Origin of the sequence: Streptomyces similanensis (assembly GCF_039543625.1) — a bacterium.
GTDB lineage: Bacteria > Actinomycetota > Actinomycetes > Streptomycetales > Streptomycetaceae > Streptomyces > Streptomyces similanensis.
Window position 1 is genome coordinate 1 of the sequence record NZ_BAABKC010000001.1, and the last position, 25965, is coordinate 25965.

Here is a 25965-nt window from a genome sequence, read left to right on the forward strand (position 1 = left end):
TGACCCCCACCCCGGCGTGACAGACGAGGCGCCCGGCCGACCCGCGACAGCGAACCGGCCGGGCGCCTCGGTCTTTGCCACAGTCTTCGCCACGGTCTTTGCTTCACCGTACACGTAGATGCATAATGCGCTTATGCATAAGCGGGTTATGGACTCTGCACCTGGCGACGCGGCCTCCGAGGAGCTGATGCTCGCCGTGGAGCGGTTGGTCCGGTACGTACGTCGCAGCGCCACCGCCGGCGGCCTGAGCACCGCGGCCTCCTCCGCGCTGGGCCGGCTGGGCAGCGAGGGGCCGCAGCGGCTCACCGAGCTGGCCCGCGCCGAGAACGTCTCGCAGCCGAACATGACCCAGCTCGTCACCCGCATGGAGCGGGCCGGACTGGTGCGGCGCACCGCCGACCGCACCGACGGCCGGGGCGTCCTGGTGGCGGCCACCGACACCGGCCTCGAAGTGTTCCGTCGGCGGCGGGCCGAGCGCGCCGACGCCCTGCGGCAACTCGTCGAACAGCTGACGGAACCGGAACAGGACGCGGTGCGGCTCGCGCTGCCGGCCCTGGCCCGCGCCGTCCAGGACCGTTCCACCGTCCCCGTCACCCACACGACCGGAGAGAAGCGGCCATGACTACACCGCACGGAGAGGCGAGTGCACCGCGTGGAGAGGCGAGTGCACCGCGTGGAGAGGCGGTCAGCCCCTTCAAGCAGCCGAAGGCCGTCTGGGCCGTGGCGTTCGCCTGCGTGATCTCGTTCATGGGCATCGGTCTGGTCGACCCGATCCTGCCCGCCCTGGCCGAGAGCCTGCACGCCACGCCGAGCCAGGTCTCGCTGCTGTTCAGCAGCTACCTGATCGTCACCGCCGTGGCGATGCTGTTCGTCGGCTGGTTCTCCAGCCGGTTCGGCGCCAAGCGCACACTCGTCATAGGTCTGGCCGTGATCGTCGTCTTCGCCGCCCTGGCGGGCAGCACCGACTCCATCAACGGCATCGTCGGCTTCCGGGCCGGCTGGGGCCTGGGCAACGCCCTGTTCATCGCCACCTCCCTGGCCGTGATCGTCGCCTCCGCCAGCGGCGGCTTCGCCGGGGCGATCATCCTGTACGAGACCGCGCTCGGCCTCGGCATCGCCGTCGGTCCGCTGCTCGGCGGCGAACTGGGCGCGATCAGCTGGCGCGGCCCGTTCTTCGGCGTCGCCGTACTCATGGCCGTGGCTCTGGTCGCCACCCTCGTCTTCGTCCCCTCGCTGCCCAAGCCAGCGCGCCCGACCTCGCCCGTCGCCCCGCTCAGGGCGCTGCGCCACCGCGGCCTGCTGACCATGGGCATCATGGCCCTGCTGTACAACTGGGGCTTCTTCACGATGCTCGGCTACGCGCCGTACCCGATGAAGCTGAGCGCCCATCAGCTCGGTCTGGTCTTCACCGGCTGGGGCCTGCTGGTCGCCGCCTTCAGCGTGTTCGTCGCCCCGCGGCTCCAGGCCCGCTACGGCACCGCCCCGGTCCTGTACGCCAACCTGCTGGGCCTCGGCATCGTCATGGCCGTCATCGCCGCCGGTGTCGCCTCGCCCACGACCGTCATCGTCGCGGTCGTCGTCAGCGGCGCGTTCATCGGCATCAACAACACCCTCACCACCCAGGCCGTCATGCTCGTCTCCCCGGTCGAGCGCCCGGTGGCCTCCTCCGCGTACGGCTTCCTGCGGTTCATCGGCGGCGGTCTGGCACCCTACGTCGCCGGCAAGCTCGCCGACGCCACCGACCTGAGCGTCCCCTTCTACGTCGGCGCCGCCACCTTCGTGCTCGCCATCCCGGTGCTGGCCAGCGGGCACGGGCTGCTGCGGAAGGCGGAGCAGCACACCCCCGGGCCGGAGCCCGTGGAGCCGTCGCTCACCGCCGTCGGCGCGCCCGTACCGGCCGACGTGCCGCCCGTCATCGTCGCCGTCGGCGCCCATGACCGGGCCGAGGCCATCGTCGACGCGGCCGCGCGGATCGCCCGCGACAGCGGCAGCCCGCTGGAGGTCGTCCACGTCCAGCAGACGGCCGTCGTGGAGGAGCAGGCCGTCGACGTCGAGTCCTCCGATGGGGCGAAGGCGGCCGTCACCGCCCACCTCGACCGGCTCGCCGCCGCCGGAGTGGCCGCCAGCGGCCGGATACTGACCAGCGTCGGCGACCACGCCGCCGCCGGCCGGGCCCTGGCCCGGCACGCGGCGGACGTCCACGCCCGCGTGGTCGCCGTGGGCCGCTCGCCGCGCGGGCCCGTCGCGCAGTTCACCGACGGCAGCTTCACCACCGCGCTCGCCCACACCGCCGAGTGCACCGTCGTCCTCGTCGACGCGGAGCACACGCCCCGCCCGCTGACCGAGGACAGCCTGGCGGAGCTGCGCGGCAGCGGGATCTGATCCGGCCGATCGGCCAGGGCCGATCGGCCGGGATCGGATCCGGTCAGTCGTGATCGGGCTCGCTCGGAACCCTTCGGCCGGCCGCCGCGTCCGGCAGGTAGCTCGCCAGGCCGCGCAGGATGATCTCCACGCCGATGCCGAACCGTTCGTCGGCGGAGTCCGTCACCATCAGGCCGGCCAGGGCGTGCAGATGGGGGAAGTCGCTCTCGGGCAGCGACGCGAAGTAGTCCTGCATCTCCGCGGCCATCCCGTTCACGTCGGGGTGGTCAGAGGCGTCCTCGGCGTCCTCACCGGCCGCCTCGGCGGCCCGTTCCCGCCACATGGTCTCGCCCAGGACGAACCCGTCGATGTAGGTGGAGATGAGGTCGCCGGCCTCCGCCGCGATGCGGTCGGGCAGCCCGGCGGTCCGCAGCAGGCCGAGGAACGCCTCGACGTGCGGCAGCAGTTCGGCCGTGAAGGGGGCGTAGGCCATGGAGATCCTGGCCATGTCCCGGTGCGAGAGCAGGCGCTCGCGTCCGGTGCGGGCGTAGTCCCGCAGTTGCTCCTGCCACCGCTCGGGGTCGGGCTCGGGCAGGGCGGCGCCGTCGAACAGCCGGGTGTACATCAGCTCCAGCAGGTCGTCCTTGGAGCGGACGTGGGCATAGAGGGCGGAGACCGTGACCCCCAGTTCGGCCGCCACCTGACGCATCGACAGGCCGTCCAGCCCCTGCCGGTCCAGCACGGTGAGGGCCGCCTCCACGACGCGCTCGCGTGACAGCGGCGTGCGCGCCGACACCCGGGCGCGGGCCGGGCGTCCGCGCTCCCAGGGGGTCGGCGGAGGGGATGCGGGGGTGTGGGCGGCCGCGTCGTTCATGGGAGCCAGTCTAGGCGTTCGGAGAACAGTGTTCTCCTCTGAGGGGGACGCGCGCCCGCACGAGTGAACAGCACGCGATATATCTTGTCCCGGCCGGACAGTTGCGCTATATCTTGATGAACGTCGTTCTCTCAGTGAGCGGTGTTCTGCTACGGTGAACACCGTTCTCCGACTGTCACCCGTCCCACGAGGAGTCATTCCGATGTCCACCACCGGCGTCGCGTCCGCCGAGACGCCCACCGACTCACCAGCGCCCTACCGGTGGCGCTGGGCCGCGCTCTTCGTGATCCTGGCGGCCGAGGTGATGGATCTCCTCGACGCCGTCGTCACGAACATCGCCGGCCCCGCCATGCGGGCCGACCTCGGCGGCGGCGCCTCCACACTCCAGTGGCTCGCCGCCGCGTACACCCTCTCGATGGCCGTCGGGCTCGTCACCGGAGGGCGGCTCGGGGACATACACGGGCGCCGCCGGATGTTCCTGATCGGGGCCGCCGGCTTCACCGTCGGATCACTGCTGTGCGCGACGGCCGTGTCGCCCGAGATGCTGATCGGCGCGCGCGTCGTGCAGGGCCTGTTCGGCGCGGTGATGCTGCCGCAGGGCCTCGGCATGATCAAGGAGATGTTCCCGCCGAAGGAGTCCCAGAAGGCGTTCGGCCTGTTCGGCCCGGTCATGGGGCTGTCCGCGGTCTGCGGGCCGATCCTGGCGGGCTGGCTCGTGGACGCCGACTACTTCGGCACCGGCTGGCGGATGATCTTCCTCATCAACCTGCCGCTCGGCGCCGCCGCCCTCCTCGGCGCCCTGCGCTTCCTGCCCAGGGGCCGTTCCGGCGACAAGCCGCGCCTGGACATCCCCGGCATGATCCTGATCTCGCTGGCCGCGCTGCTCATCATCTTCCCGCTGGTCCAGGGCCGGGAGTACGACTGGCCCGTGTGGACGTTCGTGATGATGGCCGCCTCGGTGGCCGTCTTCATCGCCTTCGGCGCCTACGAGTCGCGGCGCAGCAGGGCCGGCCTGGACCCGCTGGTCATCCCGAGCCTGTTCCGCAAGCGCGGATTCAGCGGCGGCATGACCCTCGGACTGGTCTTCTTCTCGACCATGCAGGGCTTCATGCTGGTCTTCAACCTCTACACCCAGATCGGCCTCGGCTACTCGCCGCTCAAGGCGGGCCTGGTGATGGTGCCCTGGTCCGGCGGCATGATCGTCGGTTTCGGCATCGCCCAGGGCGTGGCCAAGTTCGGCCGGGCCGTCCTCCAGGCGGGCACCCTGGTCATGGCGGTCGGCGTGTTCGGCGTGTGGCTGACCCTCGACCAGGTGGGCGGCGGCGTCGGCCCCTGGCAGCTCCTGCCGTCGCTGCTGGTCACCGGTATCGGCATGGGCCTGCTCATGGCGCCGTTCTTCAACATCGTGCTCGCCAGCGTCGAACAGCACGAGACGGGTTCCGCGTCCGGCACGATGACCGCGGTCCAGCAGCTCGGCGGGGCCTTCGGCGTGGCGCTGCTCGGCACCGTGTTCTTCGGCCTGCTGGGCGGCGGAATAGCCGACGCGGTCGACCACCACTCCGACGACCTGCGCAGCCGGTTGACCGCCGCGCACGTCGCGCCCGCCGCCCGGGACCGCATCGTGGCGGATCTGCGCACCTGCGCCTCCGACCGCGCCGTGGCCAAGGACCCGGCCGCGACCCCGGCCTCCTGTGCCCGCCTGGAGAAGGACACCCGGTCCGCCGTGACGTCGCCCCAGGACGCCGCCCGCATACCCGCCGCGCTCCAGGACACCGCTTCGTCGGCCTTCCGGAGCGGTTTCGGCTCGGTGATGCAGACGGTGCTGTGGATCGTGGACGGCATGCTCGCCCTGACCTTCCTGCTCGCCTTCCTCCTCCCGCGCCACGCCCGTCCGGAGGATTCCGCGGGGCACTGAGCCCTGAGGCGGGTCGGTGCGCGGGACGGCTGGGCGGCGGCGGAGGAGCCGCCCAGCCGGGCACGGCGAACGGGGCGCGATCCGCCCCGGGGGGCACATGTCCCGCTCGCCATGCCCCCCGGGGGCGCTGGTTTGGCGGGCGGGCCGGTCGGGATACCCATCGCACATGATTCCCTCCCGGGTCGAGGAGACCCTGCCGGAGCTGGCGCCCTTCGTCCACGCGGTCCAGGCACGGCGCCCCGACGACGGCACGTGGTGCGAGGCGTGGACGGTGCGGGACGTCCTGGTCCACCAGACGGGCAACGCCGAGGAACTGGCCCGGGTGCTCCAGGCGTTCCTCGCGGCCGAGCCGGTGGAGACGCGGGGCTTCGAGCGGGAGGCCCCCTACCGGCGGATGTCCGACGCCGAACTGTGGACGGCCTTCCTCGACCGCTGCGAACGGCTCACCGAGGTCGCCGCGGCCGCCGCGCGCGACCTGTCACCCGACACGGAGGTGAGGTGGACGGGCCGGACCGTGACGGCGCCCTTCTTCGCGGAGCACCTGCGCGAGGAGCTGATCCTGCACCGCTGGGACCTGACCGGCGACGACCGGACCGCCGTACAGGCGCTCAACGAGCCGTGGATGACGGAGCACAGCGTGGTGTCGGTCGGCCGGCCGCTGCTGGCGCGCGGCAGTGCCGGTCTGGACCTGGGACCCGAGGGACGGGTGGAGGGGCGGCTGCGCACCCCGGGCATGGACGACGTCGTCGTGACCGCCGACGCCGAGGGCACCGGCATCCGGCTGGTCGCACCCGAGGGCCCCGCCACCATCGAGAGCGACGCGGCCGTACGGGTGCTGCTGCTGTGGGGGCGACGCCCCGCCGACCCGTCGCGCTGGCACAGTGACGCCGGACCCGAGGCCCTGCGCCGGGTGCGGGCCCTGCTCAGCGGCTACTGAGACGAGCGGGAGCCGCCACCCGGCCACCCGGCCACCGGCCGCGCCGGTGGTACGACGCCCCCTCATACGGTGGGCCGGCTCCTCATCCGCCGGGCCGGCTCCTCACTCGCGGCCGAGGGTGCTCTCCCGCTGGACCAGGGAGTAACCGGCGTGGATGCGGCGGGCCTGATGGCGGGGGGCGCCGTTCAGCTGGGACAGCACCGACTCGACGGCCATCCGGGCGATGGACGCCTTGTCGGGGGAGACCGAGGTGAGGGTGACGGCGCCGAACCGGCCCTCCACCACGTCGTCGAAGCCGACCACGGCGACGTCCTCGGGGATCCGCAGCCCCCGCTCCGACAGGACGCGCATCGCGCCGATGGCGATGAGGTCGTTGTAGGCGAAGACCGCGTCCGGCCGGTGCCCGGCGTCCAGCAGACGGGCCATGGCCGCCGCTCCGTCGGCGTGGCCCCAGCCGTCGGTGGCCGCCACCAGCCGGTGGTCGGCGACGAGCCCGGCGGCGTCCAGCGCCTCCCGCCAGCCGCGCAGCCGCAGGTACGCCGGCTGGCTCCGCCCCCGGCGAGCGCCCAGGAAGGCGATCTCCCGCCGCCCCAGGGAGATCAGATGGCGCACCGCCTCGCGGGCGGCGGCGACGTTGTCGATGGAGATGTGGTCGTACGGAAGGTCGTACTCGCGTTCGCCCAGCAGGACGAGCGGGACCTGTGCGGAGCGCTCGCGCAGGTCCTCCGCCTCCAGCTCGATGGGGCTCAGGATCAGCCCGTCGATCACCCGGGCGCGAAAGCCCTGGCTGACCAGGGTCTCCTGGTCCCGACGGCCGCCGGTGTGGTCGAGCAGGACGGTGTAGTCGTGCTCGGCCGCCGCGTCGACGACCTCGGCGGCCAGTTCGGCGAAGTAGGGGTTGCCCAGTTCGGGCAGGGCGAGGGCGACGATCCCGGTGCGGCCCTTGCGCAGGTGCCGGGCGGTGAGGTTGGGGCGGTAGCCCAGCTCGTCGATGGACTTCTGCACCCGCGCCCGCATGGTGGGAGTGACATGGGGCTGGTCGTTGACCACGTTGGAGACGGTCTTGATGGAGACGCCCGCGTGCAACGCGACGTCCTTCAGGCTGACCCGCACGATGTTCCTCCCCTTTCCAACGTTATACGGGGCACGGCCGCGCCCTGGCAAGCCTCGGCCAGACTCGGCACGGACGCCTTGACGCCTCGTCAGCGCCTCCCTACGGTGACGCACCGTCGGCATTACAACGATGCAAAGCGCCACCTCGGCCCCGTGCCGAACACGCCCCGTCCCCCCGCCCCTGTGCGAAAGCGCTCCCGCAGAAGGAGTCCCTCATGCGCACGCAATCCCGCACGACCGTGCCCCGACCGAGCCCGCGACGCCTGTTCGGCGTGCTGGCCGTGCTCGGGCTGGTCCTCGCCGCGCTGAGCGCCGTACGGCCCACCCCGGCCGCCGCGGCCCAGACGGAGCGGCCGGCGATCCGGTCCGCGGCCCAGCAGGCCGCCGCCACCGGCACGTTCCGCAACCCGCTCAACACCGGCCCGGACCCGTTCATGACGTACTGGAACGGGAACTACTACCTCACCACCACCCAGGGCGGCAGCACCCGCATGTGGCGCTCGCCGTCCCTGAGCACCCTGCTCACCGCCGACCCCGTCACCGTGTGGACCGACACCGACGCCTCCCGCGACCGGGACGTGTGGGCGCCGGAGTTCTACCGCTTCGGCGACCGCTGGTACCTCTACTACACCGCCGACGACGGCACCGACGACCACCACCGGATCTACGTCGCCGAGTCCGACCGCGACGACCCGGCCGGGCCGTACCACTTCAAGGCGAAGCTGGCGCCGCCCAACCACGCCGCCGACTTCGCCATCGACCCCGGCATCCTCCAGCACAACGGCCGCCTCTACCTGGCCTACAGCGGCATCAACGCCTACCAGCACAACGGTCTCAACATCGCGCCCCTGTCGAACCCGTACACCGTCTCGGGCGACGCCGTGGCGATCAACGCGGCCGGCGGCTGCCCCGAGGTCCGCGAGGGGCCGGAGTTCCTGTATCGCAATGGCCGCACCTGGATGACGTATTCCACCTGCGACACCGGGAAGCCGGACTACCAGGTGTGGATGATGTCGCTGCCGTCCACCGCCGACCCGCTGGTGCCGGGCAACTGGACGCAGCGCCAGGGCCCGGTGTTCTCCCGCGCCGACGACCACGGCGTCTTCGGACCCGGCCACCACGCCTTCTTCCGGTCGCCCGACGGCACCCAGGACTGGATCGTCTACCACGCCAAGACCACCTCGGTGTTCACCTACTCGGACCGCACCACCCGCGCGCAGCGCATCGGCTGGAACGCCGACGGCAGTCCGAACCTCGGCGTCCCGCTCGCGACCGGCGCCACCCAGGACCTCCCGTCCGGCGACCCCGGACCGGGCGGCTACTGGATCAACGACGACGGCCGCTCCAACGGCGCCGGCACCGTCGCCTACACCGGCGCCTGGAACTCCGGCACCGGGTGTGCCGCGCAGTGCTTCTGGGGCGACGACCACTGGAGCGACCGGGCCGGGAACACCGCCACGTACACCTTCACCGGCACCCGGATCGCCCTGCTGTCCGTCCGCGACACCGGCAACGGCTACGCGGCGCTCAGCATCGACGGCGGCGCCGAGCAGCGTCTCGACTACTACGGCGCGATCCGCACCGGCGAGACGCTCCAGTACCTCAGCCCGCGCCTGTCCTACGGGCAGCACACCCTGCGGGTGCGGGTGACGGGCGAGCACGACGGGCAGTCCGGGGCGTCGTTCGTCAGCGTCGACCGGGCGGAGGTGTACGTCGACTGAGCCCAGCAGCACAAGAGGGGGGTGCGGGACCGGAGACCGGTCCCGCACCCCCTCCCCGTTGCCGGAGGCCGGGTCAGCTCAGCGTGAACTTCTGTGCCGCCGAGGCGTTGCAGTCCCAGATGCGCAGCCGGGTGCCGTTGGCGGTGGCGCCGTTCGGCGAGTCCAGGCAGCGGCCCGACTGCGGGTTGAACAGGGAACCGTCCGCGCGCTGCTGCCAGTTCTGGCCGCCGGCGCCGTTGCAGTCCCACAGCTCGACCTCGGTGCCGTTGGCGGTGCCGTTGCCGTTGATGTCCAGGCAGCGGCCGAGCGAACGCAGCGAGCCGTCGGCGTTGTGGGACCAGTGCTGGTCGACGGCGTAGGACTGGCAGTCCCACAGCTGGACCGCGCTGCCGTTGACGCCGCTGTCGTCGGCGGCCACGTCGAGGCACTTGCCGCCGGGCGCGGCGACCGGGGCGCCGCCGTTGACGGAGAACTTCTGCGCGGCGGCGCCGTTGCAGTCCCAGATCTGGAGCCGGGTGCCGTTGGCGGTGGCACCGCTCGGCGAGTCCAGGCAGCGGCCCGACTGCGGGTTGCGCAGCGAACCGTCGGCCTGCTGGACCCACTTCTGGCCGCCGACGCCGTTGCAGTCCCACAGCTCGACCTTGGCGCCGTTGGCGGTGCCGTTGCCCTCGATGTCCAGGCAGCGGCCGATGGTGCTCAGGGAGCCGTCGGCGTTGTGCTGCCAGTGCTGGTCCTCGGCCCAGGTCTGGCAGTCCCACAGGTTGACGGCGGTGCCGTTGACGCCGGTGTCGTCGGCGGCCACGTCGACGCACTTGCCGCCGGGTCCGGTGACGGTGCCCTGCGGGCCGTTGGGCACGTCCGTCCGGCCGGCGTAGCCGACGGAGACGATGTTGGTCTGGACGGCGTTCTCGGCGGCGTCGCTCGGGTAGCCGGCGACCATGACGCCCTCGAAGAAGGTGCCCCGGTTCCAGTTGCTGTTGTCGCCGCCGGTGCCCAGGATGATGCCGCCCTCCTGGTGCATGGGCTTGTAGCCGCCGCGGGTGGGCAGTCCGCCGTCCCACCAGGTGGTCAGGGCGCCGGTCTGGGAGTTGCCGCCCTTGAGGGCGTACTTGGTCTGTCCGTCGTTCTTCAGCACGGCGGTGACGAAGGGGCTGTTGTTGCCGCGGTTGGCGGTGTTGGAGCCGTTGTCGCCCTGGAACATGCCGTTCTCCAGGTCGGCCTCGATCCAAGGGCCGGAACCGGTGCACGGTGCGAAGTAGCAAGTGGTGGCGATGGAAACGGCGTCCATGTGGCCGTTGCCGGTGTCGGCCGGGGTGCTCTCGGCGTTGCCGTAGTCAAAGCAGCAGTCGGAGCCGACATGGGTGCCGGAGGCCACCATGTAGGCGCCCTCGGGCTGGCCGTTGACGGCGACGCCGGAGGCCACACCGGTGTAGCGGTAGCCGACGCCCGGGGAGATCCAGATGCCGTAGACCTTGTGCCCGCCGGCCGTCACCGCGATCTCACCGGCGTCGGCGCCGCGGTCGGCGCCCATGCCGGCGGTGCCGGCCGGGCCGGGGGTGAGGTCGTTGTGGCGCGCGGTCTGGTCGTAGACCTTGGAGATGCGGCACGTGGTGTTCTGGCAGAACACGTCCTGCTGGGCGGCGTTGGCGTAGCCCCCGGGGGCCAGCAGTCCGATGTCGGCGCGGGCCCCGTCGGAGGCACGTGTGACCTGGTAGAGGGGGCCGTTGTAGGACGACAGCAGGGCGCGCGTGGTGCTGTGCGCGGCGACGCAGGGGGTGCCGGCCGAGCCGTAGACGTCGCACGGCAGCGAGCCGGCCGCCTGCGACACGGCGGGGAAGGCGATCAGGGCGCCGAGGACGAGGCCGAGGGCCGCCAGGGCGGACAGCAGGTGCCGGAGGGGGCGGCGGGCCGCCCTTCCCGTGATGGGCCGCCCGCTGGTTCGCGCGGCGGTGGATCTTGCTCTGCGCATGGTGTGCTCCCGTGACTGTGGGGAGGGGAATGGAGCTCAACCTGCCGAGGCGGCGGCAGAGTTCACGCCGCTCGACACCTTCGCCGGGAAGTTACGCGCACGGGTCGATCGCGTCAATATTTGTTGCTTAACTTTTCTTTAGCCGCCGGAGACACGTCCGGATCTGTTGCCTTCTGTTAGGCACCGCACCTTGGTCCGGACCGATGCCGGGCAGCCCTCAGGGGCCCGGTGGGTACCGGGCCCCTGAGGGCGGCGTGCCGGCTCGCGGCCGCCGTCAGGGCGCTGTCAGGGCGCCGTCGTGCCCGCAGCGGCGCCGGCCGCGATGAGCCGGCGGTTGATGTCCCTGACCTGGTCGGGGTAGACCTTCAGGACCGCGCGGTCGTAGGTGATCAGGCCGTTGAGCTCGCCCTCCACATCGCTGATCTGGGTGTAGACCGAGCCGGAGAGCCCGGCGGCGGCGTTCGGGATGAGCTGGCTGGTGTTCTCCACGTACGTCTTGGTCATCGCGGCGATGTCGGTGGGGCCGTCGCCGTAGTCCTGGCCGCCCGCGGTACCGGAGATGTGCCCGGGAATGGTGAGCGAGTAGCCGCCGTGCTCGCCGTCGACGGCCGCCCGGGCGGCGTCCGGGGCGGGGTTGGCCGGCCCGTGGTAGAGGTGGTGGTCGATGACGTCACCGCGGCCCGAATCGCCCTTGGACGCACAGCAGTTGACTCCCGAGTGGGCGTCGACCAGGCGCGCCGGGTCCTGCTGCTTGACGGCGTCGGCGAGTTCACCGGTGGACTGCTTGCTCTGCTCGCCCCAGCCCTCGTTCATCATGGTCCACATGACGATGGAGGGGCTGCTGATGTGCTGGTCCACGATCTCGTGGACCTCCTTGGCGAACTCCTCGTTGCTCGCCGCGCTCGCCTTGTCGGTGTTGCGGCTGGGCATGTCCTGCCAGACCATCAGGCCGAGCTTGTCGGCCCAGTAGTACCAGCGGGCCGGCTCCACCTTGATGTGCTTGCGCACGGCGTTGAAGCCGAGCTGCTTGTGCAGCTGGAGGTCGGACTTGAGCGCGGCGTCCGTCGGCGCGGTGTAGACGCCGTCGGGCCAGAAGCCCTGGTCCAGGGTGGACAGCAGGAAGGTGGGCTTGCCGTTGAGCTCGATCTTGTTGACGCCGCCGACCTTGCCGACGGAGATCGACCGCATGCCGAAGTAGGAGCCGACGCTGTCGTGCGAGCGGCCGTCGTCGAGGGTGACCTTCAGGTCGTAGAGGAAGGGGTTGTCCGGGCTCCACAGCTTCGGGTGCGGGATGCGCAGCCGCAGGGCGGCGCCGGCGGCACCGGAGACCGAGCCGACGCGCTTGTGGCCGTCGTACGCGGTCGCGGTGACGCGGGCCGTGCGCTGGGTACCGGCGCTCGGGCGCACCGTGACGGACAGGGTGCCGTCGTTCAGGTTCGGGGTGAGCACCAGCGAGTCGACGCTCTCCTCGGGCACCGGTTCCAGCCACACGGTCTGCCAGATGCCGGAGGTGGGGGTGTACCAGATGCCGCTCGGGTCGCTGGACTGCTTGCCGGTGGCCTGCTGGGAGGAGTCGGTGGTGTCCTTGATCTTCAGCAGCACCGTCTGGTCGCCGTGGCGGGTGACGGCGTCGGTGATGTCCGCCGTGAACGCCTCGTAGCCGCCGAGGTGGTGGGCGACCTGCTTGCCGTTGACGTAGACCCAGGCCTCGTAGTCGACCGCGCCGAAGTTGAGGTGCAGCCGGTTGCCCGAGCCGACCCGCCAGCCGGCCGGGACCTTGAAGGTGCGCTGGTACAGCGACCAGTCGTGGTGCTCGGCGACGCCGGACAGCGGCGCCTCCATCGGGTAGGGCACCAGGATCTTGCCGCTCAGCCGGCCCTTGGGCAGCGCGGCGGCCTCGGTGGTCCCCTGGAACTGCCAGGTGCCGTTGAGGTTGGCCCACTGCTTGCGGGTCTGCTGCGGACGCGGGTAGTCGGGCAGCGCGTTGGACGGGGAGACGTCCTTGGCCCACTTGGTCGCGAAGTACCAGGTGGAGTTGTTCTGCGCCACGCTGGCGAACACGCCGAGCGGACCGGCGGCGGTGGTCAGTCCGCCCTGGCCGTCGTAGCTGACGCGGACCTCGGACTTCATGGCCGCCGGGGTGTCGTCCTCGGCGGCGGTGAGGACCAGCTTGGAGCGGTCGGCGGGGTCGGTGGTCACGGTCGGGGACCAGCGCCGGCCGCCGGCGATCACCGACAGGTGCTTGGTGAGGTCCGCGGGCAGCGCGGCGACCTTGCCGGGCAGTTGCACGACGGCCTTGCGGCCGGTGGTGTCGACCGTGCTGTGCAGGTCGAGCGGCGCGTAGTCGTCGGGCAGGTGCAGGGCGGAGTCGGGGACGGGCTGGCGGTCGATGCCGGGGCCCGACCACTCGGTCTGGATGTAGGCGCCGCCGTTGCCCTGGTTGTAGTCGAAGGAGAGCTGGTGCTCCCCGGCGGTCAGGGTGACGGGCTGGGACTGGGTCTGCACGTCCCAGTCGGTGGTCCAGTGGTCGATGACACTGGCGCCGTCGAGCGACATGCGGAAGCCGTTGTCACCCTTGATGTAGAACGTGTACGACCCCCCGGTCGGCACGTCCAGCTCGCCGGTCCAGTGCACGGCGACGTTCAGGGTGGAGCCGGCGCAGCTGCGCAGGGTCGGCAGCAGGTCCTTGACGTTCAGGGAGGGCTGGATCCCGCTGCTGGTGTAGGTGGCGAAGTCCAGTGAGGTGCTGTCGGAGCTGAGGTAGCAGTCGCTGCGCAGTCCCTGCGCGGTGACGCTCGGGGCGGCCTCGGCGGCCGGGGCCGCGTGCGCGAGGGTGGCCGGGGTGAGAAGCGCCGCGCCGAGCAGCAGCGGGGCGAGGGCGGCCAGGGGGCGGGACAGCGGGGTGCGGTTTCTTCCGGGACTCAAAGGGGGTTCACCTTTCGTTCGGAGCGGTGTGAGGGGCTGCCGGGCGGCTCTGCCGGGGATCGGTGGCAGGCCCTCGGGGGTTCTCCGGCGGGCGCGCGGACCTCGGGTCCGGGGCCGTCGGGCTCGGGCCGTCGGAGTCCGTGCGCCGCGTCGGAGGCGTCCGGCTCGGTGCGCCGGACTGGGCGCGTCGGGCTCGATGCGCCGGACTGGGGCGCGTCGGGCTCGATGCGCCGGACTGGGGCGCGTCGGGGCTCGGTGCTTCGGTCGCGTGGTCAGGCGTCCGGGCCGTCCGGCTCGGTGCGCCAGGCCAGCAGGCCGCCGGAGAAACCGGTCTTCAGCTGCGCGGTGACGCGCAGGGCGGTGGTGGTCACGGCGGGGAAGGCGACCCGGTTGAAGCGGTCGGCGGCGGTGCCGTGCTCGGCGTCCGCGCCGGCCGGTCGCCAACCGCCGTCCGCGGCCAGGTACTCCAGCCGCCAGGACGTGGGGACGCGGCAGGCGCCGTGTCCGGTGTCGTCGTACCAGTACACCGACACCGCGCCGACGCGGACGGGTTCGGCGTAGGTGTACCGCACCCACTCCTCGGTGCCGGTGCGGTCCCACCAGGTGAAGCGCGGCACCGTCTGGTCGTAGGAGCCGGACGGCTCGACGGCGGCGTTCATGAGCAGCGCCTGCGGGCTGTCGACGCCGCTGAACGAGGCGGTGACGGCCGCCCATTCGCGCGCCTTGGCCGAGGTGGCGGCGGTCGGGAAGGAGGTGATGCGCAGCCGTGCGGCGCCGGCCGGGATCAGGGTGAGCCGTTCCACCGGCCGCGTGGTGCGGGCGGGGCCCGGCTGGAGCGGGGCGAGGACGTCCTGGTCGTCGGTGGTCCAGCCGGGCAGCCTGCGGCCCCTGGCCCGGATGCGGACCGGTGTGCCGTCCGGGGTGAAGGGGTTGGCGGCGTGGGCTCGGGTGCGTTCCACGACCAGGGAGCGGGCGGGGTCGCGCGGGTCCAGCTCCAGCGCGTGATTCCAGGGCGAGGCGGGACGCACCTCGTACTCCGGCCAGGCGTCGGTGCCGCCGGAGCGCTGCCAGGTCTCCTCGATGCGCAGGGAGTAGGCGAGCGGGCCGTGGTGGACGGAGACGGAGTCGTCGTTGGCGCCCCAGGTGCGCACCGTCGTCCGCATCGGCAGCCGCAGCACCAGTGTGTCGCCGTCGTGCCAGCGGCGGTCCAGGACGAGGTGGCCGCCGCTGCGCCGCACGTCGGCGGGCAGGCCGCCGAGGGTGACCGAGGGTTTCCCGCACCAGCCGGGGACGCGCAGGTACAGCGGGAAGGAGACGGCGCGCGGTGTGGACACCTTGAAGGTGACGGTGTCCTGGAAGGGGTACTCGGTGTGCTCGGTGACGGTCACGGTGGTGCCGTCGCCGACCTTCGCGCGGACGCTGGACTCTCCGTACAGCGAGGCGCACAGCCCGCCGTCGACGCTCGCGAGCCACATCTCCTCGGCGTAGTACGGCCAGCCCATGCCGTAGTTGTGCGGGCAGCAGCGGTACTGGTGGACGCCGGGCATGTACGCCTGCATGGCGAAGGAGTTGTCGAACTGGCCGTGGCTCTTGGCAACGTTGTCCAGCTGGACGCCGTTGGCCGCGGTGACGTAGTGGGTGCCCTTCTGGAGCGGGTCGAAGGCGGCGGGCAGCATGTTGAGGGCGAGGTCCTCGCAGCGGTCGGCCCACACCGTGTCCCCGGTCATCCGGGCGAGCAGCTGGTGGCTGTGCATGAACTCGACGATGCCGCAGGTCTCGAAGCCCTGGCGCGGGTCGTGGTAGCCGGGGCGCGCGTTCTCGTCGGCGGCGAATCCGCCGCCGGGGAACTGGCCGTAGGCGTTCATGACGGTGTCGTAGACGCGCCGGGTGGCGGCGAGGAAGGAGTCGTCGCCGGCCAGGACGCCGTACTGGGCGGGTTCCCGGAAGCCCTGGGCGAGGTTGACGTTGTGCCAGGTCGGGATGGTATGGGTGTAGTCGGCGCTGTGGGTGTGCATCGTGCGGACCAGGTCGAGCAGCCAGTCCTCGCCGGTGCGGTTGTAGACCCAGTAGGCGGTGTCGATGGTGTCCCCGACGCGGGCGGCGCCCCAGCCCTGCCCGAAGAGCGTGCCGGGCTGGGCGTGCAGGAACTTCAGCCAGCCGGTCAGGGTGGGCAGGACCCGGTCGTCGCCGCTGAACTCGTGCCAGGTGCGCAGCGCGTCCAGGACCGGCATGTGCGGCCAGAAGTCCGGTCCGCCGCCCAGCGAGGTGCGCAGCCGGGCGGGGCCGAAGAAGCCGTCGGACTGCCGGGTGGCGAGGACGCGGTCGATCCAGGCGCGGGTCAGCTCCAGCACGCGGGCGTCCTGGGTGACGTAGCCGAGGTCGCCGAACCCGCGCAGCCAGTAAGGGAGTTCCTCCCAGCCGTCGTTGGCCGGGACGGACCAGCCACTGGTCTTCGGGTCCAAATAGTCGGACACCTCGGGCATCCGCCCGTTCAGTCCGTCCAGTTGCAGGTCGAGCTGGGTGCGCAGCCAGCCGCCCGGGGTGATGCTGCCGGGCGGCAGCCGCAGGAAGGGTTCCGGGCGCAGCGGAGCCCGGTTGGCGGTGTAGTGGGGGCGGCGGCCGGCGTCCGGAGCGGCGGGGCCTGTGGGGGCGGTGGGGGCTGTGGGGGTGGTGGCGTGGGCGGGTGTGGTGGCGCCGGCCAGGGCGACGGTGCCGGCGACCGACATGGAGCCGGTCAGGAACGTGCGGCGTTCCATGAACTGCCCTTCCTGTTCGGGGACCGTGTCCAGCGGGGTGCGGGGCTTGTGGGGGTTCACGCGAGGGATCACGAAGAGGGGGGCGGGAGGCGCGGTGCGGCCGTGTCGGGGCGCGGTCCTGACGGCGCGTCGGCCGTGCGTGCGCCGCCGCCGGGGCGGGCCCGTCAGGTGGCCGCCGCGGAGGTGTGGACGGCTCGGCCCGTCCGCGCCGCGGCCCTCGGCGGTGACGGGCACCTAACAACGTTGTAAACGAAAGCAGCCACATGACAGCACAGCCCCGATCGGGGTGTCCACCCCCGTGCACGATTCTTCTCGCGCTCCCCGCCGGGGCCTCGGAAAACGTGGAAATCCCGCTGCTCAGAAGGGATTTGACGGCCCGGTCAGTGCCGCACGGGGCCACGGGCGGCGGCGGGACGGCCGGTGTGCGGTGGCCGCCCGGACCCGGGGAAACCGCCGTCAGAAAGGTTGCGTACCGCGGGTTGACATCCGGTTTGACGTTCCCTCAATGTCTACAACGTTGAAAAGCCCGCCTGTCGGCACCGCACCCTTCGTTCGAGGGGCCCAGGTGGTCCCCCGCCTTTTCCGCCCCGCCCCCTTCGTCCACCCCGTTGAGGATGTGATCGGCGCGTGAACGTCCAGTCCAAGACCTTCTCTGCCGCAGTGCTGGCCGCCGGGCTGTGCCTGGCCGTCACCGGATGCACCAAGTCGGACTCGTCCGACTCCGGCGGCGACTCCAAGTCCTCGGCCGCCGCGAACGACAACGCGGCCGCCTCGCAGCAGGTCGCCTCGCCCTCCGCGTCCGGCCCCGGCTGCACCTACAAGACCTACGGCGGCGGTGTCCCCAAGCTGGACATCACCGACGGCAAGACGGTGGTCGGCTTCTCGCAGTCGGAGTCCACCTCCAACCCGTTCCGCGCGACCGAGACCAAGAGCATCGAGCAGCAGGCGAAGAAGCTGGGCGTCAAGCTCATCCAGCGCAACGCCAACGCCGACGTCAACGCGCAGAACTCGCAGATCGAGGACATGATCGCGCAGGGCGCCAAGGTGCTCGTCGTGGCGCCGGAGAACTCCGACGGCCTCGGTCCGGCCCTCGCCAAGGCCAAGGCCGCCAAGGTCCCGGTGCTCACCATCGACCGCACCGTCGGCGGCAGCGCCTGCACGGACTTCATGGCCTTCATCGGCTCCGACTTCTACCACCAGGCGCAGATCGCGGCCGACGACCTGGCCGGCGCCACCGGCGGCGAGGCCCATGTCGCCATCCTGACCGGCACCCCCGGCAACAACGTCACCACCGACCGGACCAAGGGCTTCCAGGACCAGGCCAAGGCCAAGTACCCGAAGATGAAGATCGTGGCCTCGCAGACCGGCAACTTCGCCCAGACCGACGGCCAGAAGGTGATGGAGCAGCTGCTCCAGTCGCACTCCGACATCAACGCGGTCTACGCGGAGAACGACGAGATGGCGCTCGGCGCGATCCAGGCCGTCCGGTCGGCCGGCAAGACGCCCGGCAAGGACGTCAAGGTGGTCTCCATCGACGGCATCGAGCAGGCCGTCAAGAACGTCGCCGCCGGCCAGATGGTCTCCGACATCGAGACCAACCCGCGCTTCGGCCCGCTGGCCTTCCAGGCGTTGCAGGACTTCTACGGCGACACCGGCGTCCAGCCCAAGGTGATCATCAAGGACGGTCACTTCACCGCCGACAACGCCAAGCAGGCCCTCGACCAGGGCCTCGTGTACTGAGGCCGCACCGCACCGGGCGCGCCGGGGCCGGGCCGTGACGCCGTGGCCCCGGCCGGCCCGGCCGACCGGCGGCTGCCCGCGGCAGCCCGCATGAGGAGGACGACGTTGGTCCAGCAGGACCCGGCACCTCGCAGCGACTGGATCGTGGAAGTCGCCGGGGTGGACAAGAGCTTCGCGGGCGTCCACGCCCTGCGCGGGGTGGACTTCCATCTGCGCCCCGGTGAGGTGCACGCCCTCATCGGCGAGAACGGCGCCGGCAAGTCGACGCTGATCAAGGTGATGACCGGCGTGTACCGGCCCGACGCGGGTCACGTCCGCTTCGCGGGTGAGGACCGTGCCTTCCGCAACCCGCTGGAGGCGCAGGCGGCCGGCATCTCGACCATCTACCAGGAGGTCAACCTCGTCCCGCTGATGTCGGTGGCCCGCAACCTGTGCCTGGGCCGCGAGCCGCGCCGTTTCGGCCTGGTCGACGTGCGGGCGATGAACCGCCTGGCCGCCGAGGCCCTGCGGCGCTACGGCGTGGACGTGGACGTGACCCGGCCGCTGGGCTCGCTGGGCCTGGGCGCCCAGCAGATGGTGGCGCTGGCCCGCGCCGTGCAGATCGACGCCCGGGTGGTCGTGATGGACGAGCCGACCTCGTCGCTCGAACCGCGCGAGGTGGAGACGCTGTTCTCGGTGATCCGCGACCTCAGGCGGCAGGGCATCGCCGTCGTCTACGTCAGTCACCGCCTGGACGAGCTGTACGCGATCTGCGACCGGGTCACCGTGATGCGGGACGGGGCGGTCGTGCACACCGGCGAGATGGCCGGCCTCGAACGGCTGAAGCTGATCTCGCTGATGCTGGGCCGGGAGATGTCCACGGTCCGGGCCAAGGGCGCCACCGCGTTCGGCGCCGAGCAGCACGAGCGGCGCGGGGGCGTGCCGGCGCTGCGGGCCACCGGGCTGACCGTGCGCCACCGGGTGCACGGCGTCGACGTCGACATCCACCGCGGCGAGGTCGTCGGGCTCGGCGGACTGCTGGGCGCCGGGCGCAGCGAGACCGCCAAGGCGATCACCGGGGCGCTGGCCACGGACGGCGGCGCCGTCGAGGTGGACGGGGCCGTGCTGGCCCGCCGCAGCCCGGCCGCCGCCATCAAGGCGGGCGTGGTGATGCTCGCCGAGGACCGCAAGACGGAAGGCATCCTGCCCAACCTGTCGGTGCGGGAGAACATCTCGCTGGCCCTGCTGCCCCGGCTCGCCCGGGCGGGCGTGGTCTCGCAGGCCAAGCAGGACGAGGTGGTGCGCTTCTTCATGGAACGGCTGCGCATCAAGGCGTCCGGCCCCGACCAGAAGGTCAGCGATCTGTCCGGCGGCAACCAGCAGAAGGTGCTGCTGGCCCGCTGGCTGTGCCTGGATCCCAAGGTGCTGTTGCTGGACGAGCCCACCCGCGGCATCGACGTGGGCGCCAAGGCCGAGGTGCAGGCGCTCATCGACGAACTCGCCGAGCAGGGGCTCGGGGTGCTGCTGATCTCCTCGGACCTGGAGGAGCTGATCGAGGGCTCGGACCGGATCGTCGTCCTCAAGGACGGCCGGGCCGTCGGCCACCTCCAGGGCGAGGACGTGACCGAGCGGGCCGTGCTCGACACCCTCGCCTCCGCCGACGACGAAGCCGTCACCCCAGCCGACACCGAAGCCGGGACCGAAACCGAGACCGAAGACGGCGCGGCCGAAGCCGAAGACGGACCGGGCCGGAAGCGGCCGAGCGACCCGGCCGTGACGAAGGAGGAGCCCCGATGACTCCCACCACCTGGCCCGGCCCGGACCTGCTGGACCGCGCCCGGCTGACCCGACTGCTCCAGGCGTACGGCGTCTACGCGGCGCTGGTCGCCCTGTTCGTGGTGGCCGCCGTCCTGGACAGCTCGTTCCTGTCCGCGGGCAACGTCCGCATCCAGCTGTTCCAGGTCGCGCCGACCCTGATGGTCGCGCTCGGCATGGCCCTGGTCATCGGCACCGAGGGCGTCGACCTGTCGGTGGGCGCGGTCATCGCCCTGGCCGCCTCGGTCGTCCCCCTCTACGTCGGCTACGGCGCGCCGCTCGCGATCCTGATCGCCCTGGTGTTCGGCGCGGTCTCGGGCGCGCTCGGCGGCACGATGGTGGCCTTCGCCCGCATCCAGCCGATCGTCGCCACCCTCTCGCTGATGATCGGCCTGCGCGGGGTCGCCGAGCTGATCAACGGCAACTCCGCCAAGCCGGTCATGGACTCGGGGCTGCTGAGCCTGGGGTCCGACGGTTTCGCGGGGGTGCCGCTCATGGCGTGGATCGCCGGGGTGTGCGCCGTGCTGACCGCGCTGCTGGTGCGCCGCACCACGTTCGGCCGGCAGCTGGTGGCCATCGGCGACAACCGGCAGGCGAGCAAGCTGGCCGGTCTGCCGGTGCGCCGCGTCCTCGTCACCGTCTACGTCCTGTCCGGCGTCCTCGCCGCCTTCGCGGGCGCGATGATCGTCGGCCACGGCGCCGAGGCCGACCCCGCCAACCAGGGCCTGAACATGGAGCTGAACGCCATCACCGCGGTCGTGGTCGGCGGCACCCCGCTGACCGGCGGCCGGGTACGGGTGCTCGGCACGGTGGCGGGCGCGCTGTTCATGCAGCTGATCACCGCCGTCCTCACCCAGCACAACGTGCACACGTCCTACACCCAACTCGTGGAGGCCGCCATCATCTGCTGCGCGGTCTACGCCTCACAGGAGCGTGGTACTCGATGAGCCCCTCCGCCCTGCGACCCGCCACGGCGCCGGCCGGTGCCGCGCCCGACGCGGCGCAGCCGGCCGCGCTGCGCGAACGCCTGGCCTCCCACATCCAGCGCCGGGGCGCCCTGGCCGTGCTGGTGCTGATGGTCGCCATCGCCTCGGCGACCTCCGACACCTTCCCGACCTGGTCCAACATCTCCAGCATCCTCGGCAACAACGCCTTCGTGTGGCTGCTGGCCCTCGGCATGACCTTCGTCATCCTCACCGGCGGCATCGACCTGTCGGTGGGCTCCCTGTACGCGCTCGGCGGGGTCCTCGGCGCCTACGGGGCGCACGCCGGGGGCACATGGCTCGCCATCGTGCTGCCGCTGGCCGTCGGCGCGGCGTGGGGCTCGGTGCAGGGACTGCTGGTCTCCCGGGCGGGGATGGCGCCGTTCATCGTCACCCTCGCCGGACTGCTGGGCGCGCGGGGGCTGTTGCAGGCCCTGACGGACGAGGGCGCCACCACGTATCTCGTCCCGCCCGGCGCCGCCTTCCGGAGCCTGGGCGAGGGCACCTGGACGCCGGTGCTGATCGTGGCCGCGCTGTTCGTGCTCGGCGCGCTGCTGCTCACCCGCACCCGGTTCGGCGCCACGGTCACCGCGCTGGGCGGCAACGAGAGCGCGGCCACGCTGATGGGCCTGCCCGTCGCCCGCACCAAGGTGCTCGTCTACGTCCTGTCGGCCACCCTCGCCGCGGCGGCCGGCGCGCTCGGCAGCGCCCGGCTGGGCTCCGGCGTCACCACGATCGGCGTCGGCTACGAACTGACCGCGATCGCCTCCGTGGTGATCGGCGGCACGCTCCTGACCGGCGGCAGCGGCTCGATCGGCGGCACGGCGAGCGGTGTGCTGGTGCTGGCCGTCATCCACAACCTCATCGACCACTACTTCTCCCAGTACGGCTCCGCCTTCACCGACACGGTCAACGGCGCCTTCCTGGCCGTGGTGGTCCTGGCGCAGACCCTGCTCAGCCGCACGCGGCAGACGGACTGACCGCCCGCACCGGGACGCCGTCCCGTGGTCCGGCCGACCGTTCGGCGCGCCGGGCCCACGGGGCCGGCGGACCGCGATCCGCGCCGGCCCGGGGACGCCGCCGCCCGACCGAAGGAGTTCAGTGGGCGTCAGCCTGAAGGACGTCGCACAGCGCGCCGGGGTCTCCGTCAAGACTGTGTCGAACGTCGTCAACAACTATGTCCATGTCTCCCCCCGGACCCGGGCGCGGGTGCAACGGGCCATCGACGAACTCGGCTACCGGCCCAACCTCGTCGCCCGCCACCTGCGCAACGGCCGCACCGGCATCATCGCCCTGGCCGTCCCCGAACTGGGCAACCCGTACTTCTCCGAGGTGGCCGGCGCCGTCATCGACGCGGCGGCGCGGCACGACTACACGGTGCTGCTCGACCACACGGCGGGGCTGCGCGAGAAGGAGGTCCTGGTCTGCCAGGGCTTCCGCGCCCAGATCATCGACGGGCTGATCCTCAGCCCGATCCGGATGGAGACCGAGGACCTGCTCTCGCGCACCGACACCTCTCCCCTGGTGCTGCTCGGGGAGCGGGAGTACGAGGCGCCCTTCGACCACATCGCCATCGACAACGTGGCGGCGGCGCGCGCCGCGGTCCAGCACCTGCTGGACACCGGGCGCCGCCGCATCGCCTTCCTGGGCGCCCGCCGGGAGAGCGCGCGCACCCCGGCGCACCTGCGGCTGCGCGGCTGGCGGGAGGCGCACACCTCGGCGGGGCTGAAGCCACCGGAGGCCCTGATCGTCGCCACCGACGGTTTCGACCGCCAGGACGGCGCGGCGGGCATGGCCGCCCTGCTGGACCGGGGCGAACGCCCCGACGCCGTCTTCGCCTTCAACGACATGGTCGCCCTGGGCGCGATGCGGGTGCTCGCCGAACGCGGCCTGCGCGTGCCGCGGGACATCGCGGTGGCCGGGTTCGACGACATCGAGGAGGCCCGGTACGCGGCGGTGGCGCTGACCACGGTCGCCCCCGACAAGCAGGCCATCGCGCAGATCGCCGTCGACTGCGTGGTGGAGCGCATCGCCGCCCGCACCCCGCCGGTGCCGCGGCGCATCCTGCCCGGATTCGAGCTGGTGGTACGGGAGTCCACGGTCGAGCGCGGGCGGTGAGGGGCGACGGGGCCGGCGTACGGCGCCGTCAGCCGCCCTCGGGTGTGCCGTCCGGACCGCCGCCGCGCAGGTGCGGGAAGCCGAACTCGGTGCGGGTGCGCAGCGGTCGCCCCGGCCGCACCTCGGTGCTGGGGTACTCCGGCCGGTTCGGCGAGTCGGGGAAGTGCTGCGTCTCCAGGCACACGCCGGCGTGCGCGGCCAGCGGCCGTCCGTCGACGTCCTTGAGGGAGCCGTCCAGTTGCTGCCCGGTGTACACCTGAAGTCCGGGTTCGGTGGTGCGCACCTCCATGATCCGTCCGCTGGCCGGGTCCGCCAGCCGCGCCGCCCGGTGCGGCGCCGCCCGGTGCGGCGCCGCGCCCTCGGCGCCGACGTCCCCTTCCGTCGCCGCGCCGCTTCGCGCCCGGTCCCACGGATGGCCGCGCAGCACCCAGCAGTGGTCGTAGCCGCCCGCGGTGGTGAGCTGCGGGTCCGGCGCGCCGATGCGCTCGCCGAGCGGGTGGGGCGCGGTGAAGTCGAAGGGGGTGCCGTGCACCGGCCGGGGTGCGCCCGGCAGCGGTACGGCCGTGTCGTCGATCGGCAGGTAGGCGTCGGCGTCGACGGTCAGCACATGGTCCAGGACGCCGAGTTCGGGGCGGCCGGTGAGGTTGAAGTAGGCGTGGTGGGTCAGGTTGACGACGGTGGGGCGGTCGGTGCGGGCCGTGCCGTCCAGGACGAGGGTCCCGTCCGGGCGCAATACGTACTCGACGGTGACGGCCAGCTCGCCGGGGAAGCCCTGGTCCCCGTCCGGGCTGTCGAGCGTCAGCCGCACCCCCGCCGACCCGTCCTCGTACGCCACCGGCCGCGCCCGCCACACCCGCCGGTCGAACCCGTCGGTCCCGCCGTGCAGGGCGTTGCCCCGGTCGTTCACGGGCACCTGGTGCTCGGCGCCGTCGAGGCGGAACCGCCCGCCGGCGATGCGGTTGGCGTACCGTCCGACGACGGCTCCGAGGTAGGCGCTGTCACCGGCGTACTCGCGCGGTCCCGGCAGCCGCAGCACCACGTCGTCCACGGCGGTGCCGGCGGCGTCGGGCACGCGCAGGGAGTGCAGCACGGCGCCGAGGGTGAGGACGCGGGCCTCGACGCCGCTGGGCGAGCGGAGCGTCCAGCGCTCGACCGGCTCCTCGAAGGCGTCAGCGGGCAGGACCTCCCGCGTAGCCGTGCACACAGCCATGGTTCTCCTCACGGGAAGCGGAAGATCGAACGGCGGACACCTGGCCGCCGTCCGCACTTTACAACGTTGCAAGGAGAGGGGAGAAGAGAGCGCCCGGGCCGTCCGACGAGCGGTGCGGCGCCGCGGTGGGCCGCAGCACCACGAGGGAGCCCTCCCGGCGGACCCGCATCGCGAAGGGGAACCTGCCGGCCTCCAGGCACAGTGCGACGTCGTCCGGGTGGACGCCCCGGTAACCGAGGCGCAGGCCCTCGGCGAGGTCCGCGGCCGCCCGGGAGGCCGTAGCGCGGCGGAGGTAGGGGGCCGGGTCGGCGGTGTCGTCGGCGAGGCGGTGGGCGATGTACTCGGCGCAGGCCAGGTCCTCGGCGGCCCGCCCCTGTTCGCCGGTGACGACGAACGTCACCGCACCGGCGCCACTCGCCCGCAGGAACCGCGCCGTGGCCTCGGCGACGACGAAGCCCGCGCACAGCACCAGCGGCGCGTCCGCGACGGCCAGGGCGCCGACGGTCCCCGCCGTCGTCTTCTGCACGACGGTCCGCCCTCGCAGATCCAACGCCTGTACCAACCCGGGTGAGTTCACCGTGTCGAAGCCCGGGGCCGGGGCGCCGTCCTTCAGGGCGAGCCAGCCGGGGCGGGTCCGCTTCAGGTCCAGCGCCTCGCCCTCCGAGGCCGCCAGGACGATCCTCGCGGCTCCTCGCGCGAACGCCCACGCGGCCACGGTGAAGGCCCGCATCACGTCGACCACGACCGCCACACGCGGCGTCCCGGTCAACTCCGCCGTCCCGGCGTAGCGATGGTCCATCCCGCCATTGTGGCCGACGCTCACGCGCGGGGCGGTGCAGGCTTCGACGGCGCTCAGTCGGCCGGCCCGCTTCCCGTGCCGCTCACCAGCGTTCACTCCCCCATGGCCGAGGAGCGCGTCGGCCGGCGGCGCAGGTGGGCGATGCCCTGGTCCAGGGCTGCTTCCAGGTGGGTGAGGCTGCCGGTGGAGAGGTAGATGAGCACGCCGCCCTGGACGCCGGCCAGCAGGGCGGCGGCCTCCCGGTCGGCGTCCAGGTCGGGGTAGGTCTCGCCGAGGGACCGCATGTGGCGGATTCCCGCGGCCAGTTCGCCCTGCCAGTGCCGGATCAGCTCGCCGACCACGAGCCCTCTCGCCTCCGTCGCCGTCTCCAACTGCGACATCGCCACGTGCAGCGGGCAGGTGAGGCCCTGCTCGCGGTAGCGGCGCACGACCTTGTCGCGCCACTGCCGCCAGGCGTCCCAGGAGGTGAGCGCGCCCAGCTCCGGCTGCTGGTCCGCGATCACCCGCGCCGCCTCGTGCCGGGCCACGGCCAGCATCAGTTCTTCCTTGCCGCCGGGGAAGTAGTGGAACAACTGGCTCTTGCTGGTGGCCGTGCGGTCCATGACGTCCTCCAGCCGCACCCCGAAGACGCCCTGCTCCCGGATCTGTCCGGCGGCGCCCTCGATGATGCGCTGCCGGGTGGCGGCGCCCTTGCGGGTCAGCGGCATGCTTCCTCCTCGTGCCTCCTGCGGGCCGCGGCCCCGGCCGGAG

18 protein-coding genes are annotated in these 25965 nt (G+C 72.4%); 10 read left to right on the forward strand and 8 right to left on the reverse strand.

The features are described from left to right. The first annotated feature begins 148 nt into the window (after window positions 1-148). Both ABEB07_RS00005 and ABEB07_RS00010 read left to right on the forward strand, forming a co-directional pair. The gene (locus tag ABEB07_RS00005; RefSeq protein ID WP_425588924.1) at window positions 149-622 is read left to right on the forward strand and encodes a MarR family winged helix-turn-helix transcriptional regulator; all 474 of its coding nucleotides are present in this window, start codon (window positions 149-151) and stop codon (window positions 620-622) included. After that, window positions 619-2382 (forward strand): MFS transporter, encoded by a 1764-nt coding sequence (locus ABEB07_RS00010; RefSeq protein ID WP_345666435.1) that lies wholly within the window; start codon window positions 619-621, stop codon window positions 2380-2382. The genes ABEB07_RS00005 and ABEB07_RS00010 overlap by 4 nt, the downstream gene beginning before the upstream one ends. Before the next feature lie 43 nt (window positions 2383-2425). Here ABEB07_RS00010 and ABEB07_RS00015 read toward each other — a convergent pair whose 3' ends face one another. Beyond that, window positions 2426-3235 (reverse strand): TetR/AcrR family transcriptional regulator, encoded by an 810-nt coding sequence (locus ABEB07_RS00015; RefSeq protein WP_345666436.1) that lies wholly within the window; start codon window positions 3233-3235, stop codon window positions 2426-2428. 202 nt (window positions 3236-3437) lie between these two features. On the opposite strand from ABEB07_RS00015, the gene ABEB07_RS00020 reads away from it, so the two are divergent. Continuing rightward, window positions 3438-5150 carry an MFS transporter gene (locus ABEB07_RS00020; protein WP_345666437.1) on the forward strand — a complete coding sequence of 571 codons (1713 nt, stop codon included), beginning with the start codon at window positions 3438-3440 and terminating at the stop codon, window positions 5148-5150. Window positions 5151-5316: 166 nt separating this feature from the next. Next, window positions 5317-6087: a maleylpyruvate isomerase N-terminal domain-containing protein gene (locus ABEB07_RS00025; RefSeq protein WP_345666438.1), complete on the forward strand. Its 771-nt coding sequence runs from the start codon at window positions 5317-5319 to the stop codon at window positions 6085-6087. A gap of 102 nt (window positions 6088-6189) precedes the next feature. Here the strand turns inward: ABEB07_RS00025 and ABEB07_RS00030 are convergent, their stop codons facing one another. After that, window positions 6190-7200 (reverse strand): LacI family DNA-binding transcriptional regulator, encoded by a 1011-nt coding sequence (locus tag ABEB07_RS00030; RefSeq protein ID WP_345666439.1) that lies wholly within the window; start codon window positions 7198-7200, stop codon window positions 6190-6192. A gap of 215 nt (window positions 7201-7415) precedes the next feature. On the opposite strand from ABEB07_RS00030, the gene ABEB07_RS00035 reads away from it, so the two are divergent. Continuing rightward, on the forward strand, window positions 7416-8921 hold the full coding sequence (locus ABEB07_RS00035; RefSeq protein WP_345666440.1) for a glycoside hydrolase family 43 protein: 1506 nt from the start codon (window positions 7416-7418) through the stop codon (window positions 8919-8921). 73 nt (window positions 8922-8994) lie between these two features. Here ABEB07_RS00035 and ABEB07_RS00040 read toward each other — a convergent pair whose 3' ends face one another. From ABEB07_RS00040 to ABEB07_RS00050, 3 genes are all read right to left on the reverse strand, one after another. Beyond that, window positions 8995-10890 carry an arabinofuranosidase catalytic domain-containing protein gene (locus tag ABEB07_RS00040; protein WP_345666441.1) on the reverse strand — a complete coding sequence of 632 codons (1896 nt, stop codon included), beginning with the start codon at window positions 10888-10890 and terminating at the stop codon, window positions 8995-8997. Between the two features lie 285 nt (window positions 10891-11175). Continuing rightward, window positions 11176-13815, reverse strand: coding sequence for a PA14 domain-containing protein (locus ABEB07_RS00045; protein ID WP_345666442.1), 2640 nt, complete (start codon window positions 13813-13815; stop codon window positions 11176-11178). Window positions 13816-14087: 272 nt separating this feature from the next. Next, a complete protein-coding gene (locus ABEB07_RS00050; protein WP_345666443.1) occupies window positions 14088-16631 on the reverse strand; it encodes a beta-L-arabinofuranosidase domain-containing protein in 2544 nt (847 codons plus the stop codon). A gap of 567 nt (window positions 16632-17198) precedes the next feature. On the opposite strand from ABEB07_RS00050, the gene ABEB07_RS00055 reads away from it, so the two are divergent. The 5 genes from ABEB07_RS00055 to ABEB07_RS00075 all read left to right on the forward strand — a co-directional run bounded on the left by ABEB07_RS00055 (window position 17199) and on the right by ABEB07_RS00075 (window position 23206). Next, complete coding sequence (locus ABEB07_RS00055; RefSeq protein ID WP_345666444.1) at window positions 17199-18311, forward strand: ABC transporter substrate-binding protein; 1113 nt, start codon at window positions 17199-17201, stop codon at window positions 18309-18311. Window positions 18312-18401: 90 nt separating this feature from the next. Next, a complete protein-coding gene (locus ABEB07_RS00060) occupies window positions 18402-20087 on the forward strand; it encodes a sugar ABC transporter ATP-binding protein (protein WP_345666445.1) in 1686 nt (561 codons plus the stop codon). Continuing rightward, the gene (locus ABEB07_RS00065; RefSeq protein WP_176147349.1) at window positions 20084-21052 is read left to right on the forward strand and encodes an ABC transporter permease; all 969 of its coding nucleotides are present in this window, start codon (window positions 20084-20086) and stop codon (window positions 21050-21052) included. Before ABEB07_RS00060 ends, ABEB07_RS00065 begins: the two co-directional genes overlap by 4 nt. Continuing rightward, window positions 21049-22068: an ABC transporter permease gene (locus tag ABEB07_RS00070; RefSeq protein ID WP_345666446.1), complete on the forward strand. Its 1020-nt coding sequence runs from the start codon at window positions 21049-21051 to the stop codon at window positions 22066-22068. The genes ABEB07_RS00065 and ABEB07_RS00070 overlap by 4 nt, the downstream gene beginning before the upstream one ends. Window positions 22069-22189: 121 nt before the next feature. Then, the gene (locus ABEB07_RS00075; protein WP_345666447.1) at window positions 22190-23206 is read left to right on the forward strand and encodes a LacI family DNA-binding transcriptional regulator; all 1017 of its coding nucleotides are present in this window, start codon (window positions 22190-22192) and stop codon (window positions 23204-23206) included. Between the two features lie 28 nt (window positions 23207-23234). Here ABEB07_RS00075 and ABEB07_RS00080 read toward each other — a convergent pair whose 3' ends face one another. From ABEB07_RS00080 to ABEB07_RS00090, 3 genes are all read right to left on the reverse strand, one after another. Beyond that, entirely contained in the window at window positions 23235-24416 is a 1182-nt protein-coding gene (locus ABEB07_RS00080) for an aldose epimerase family protein (RefSeq protein ID WP_345666448.1), read from the reverse strand. A 58-nt stretch (window positions 24417-24474) separates the two neighbouring features. Continuing rightward, entirely contained in the window at window positions 24475-25215 is a 741-nt protein-coding gene (locus ABEB07_RS00085) for a 2-phosphosulfolactate phosphatase (RefSeq protein ID WP_345666449.1), read from the reverse strand. A 92-nt stretch (window positions 25216-25307) separates the two neighbouring features. Continuing rightward, a complete protein-coding gene (locus ABEB07_RS00090; protein WP_176147344.1) occupies window positions 25308-25922 on the reverse strand; it encodes a TetR/AcrR family transcriptional regulator in 615 nt (204 codons plus the stop codon). Between the last annotated feature and the right edge of the window lie 43 nt (window positions 25923-25965).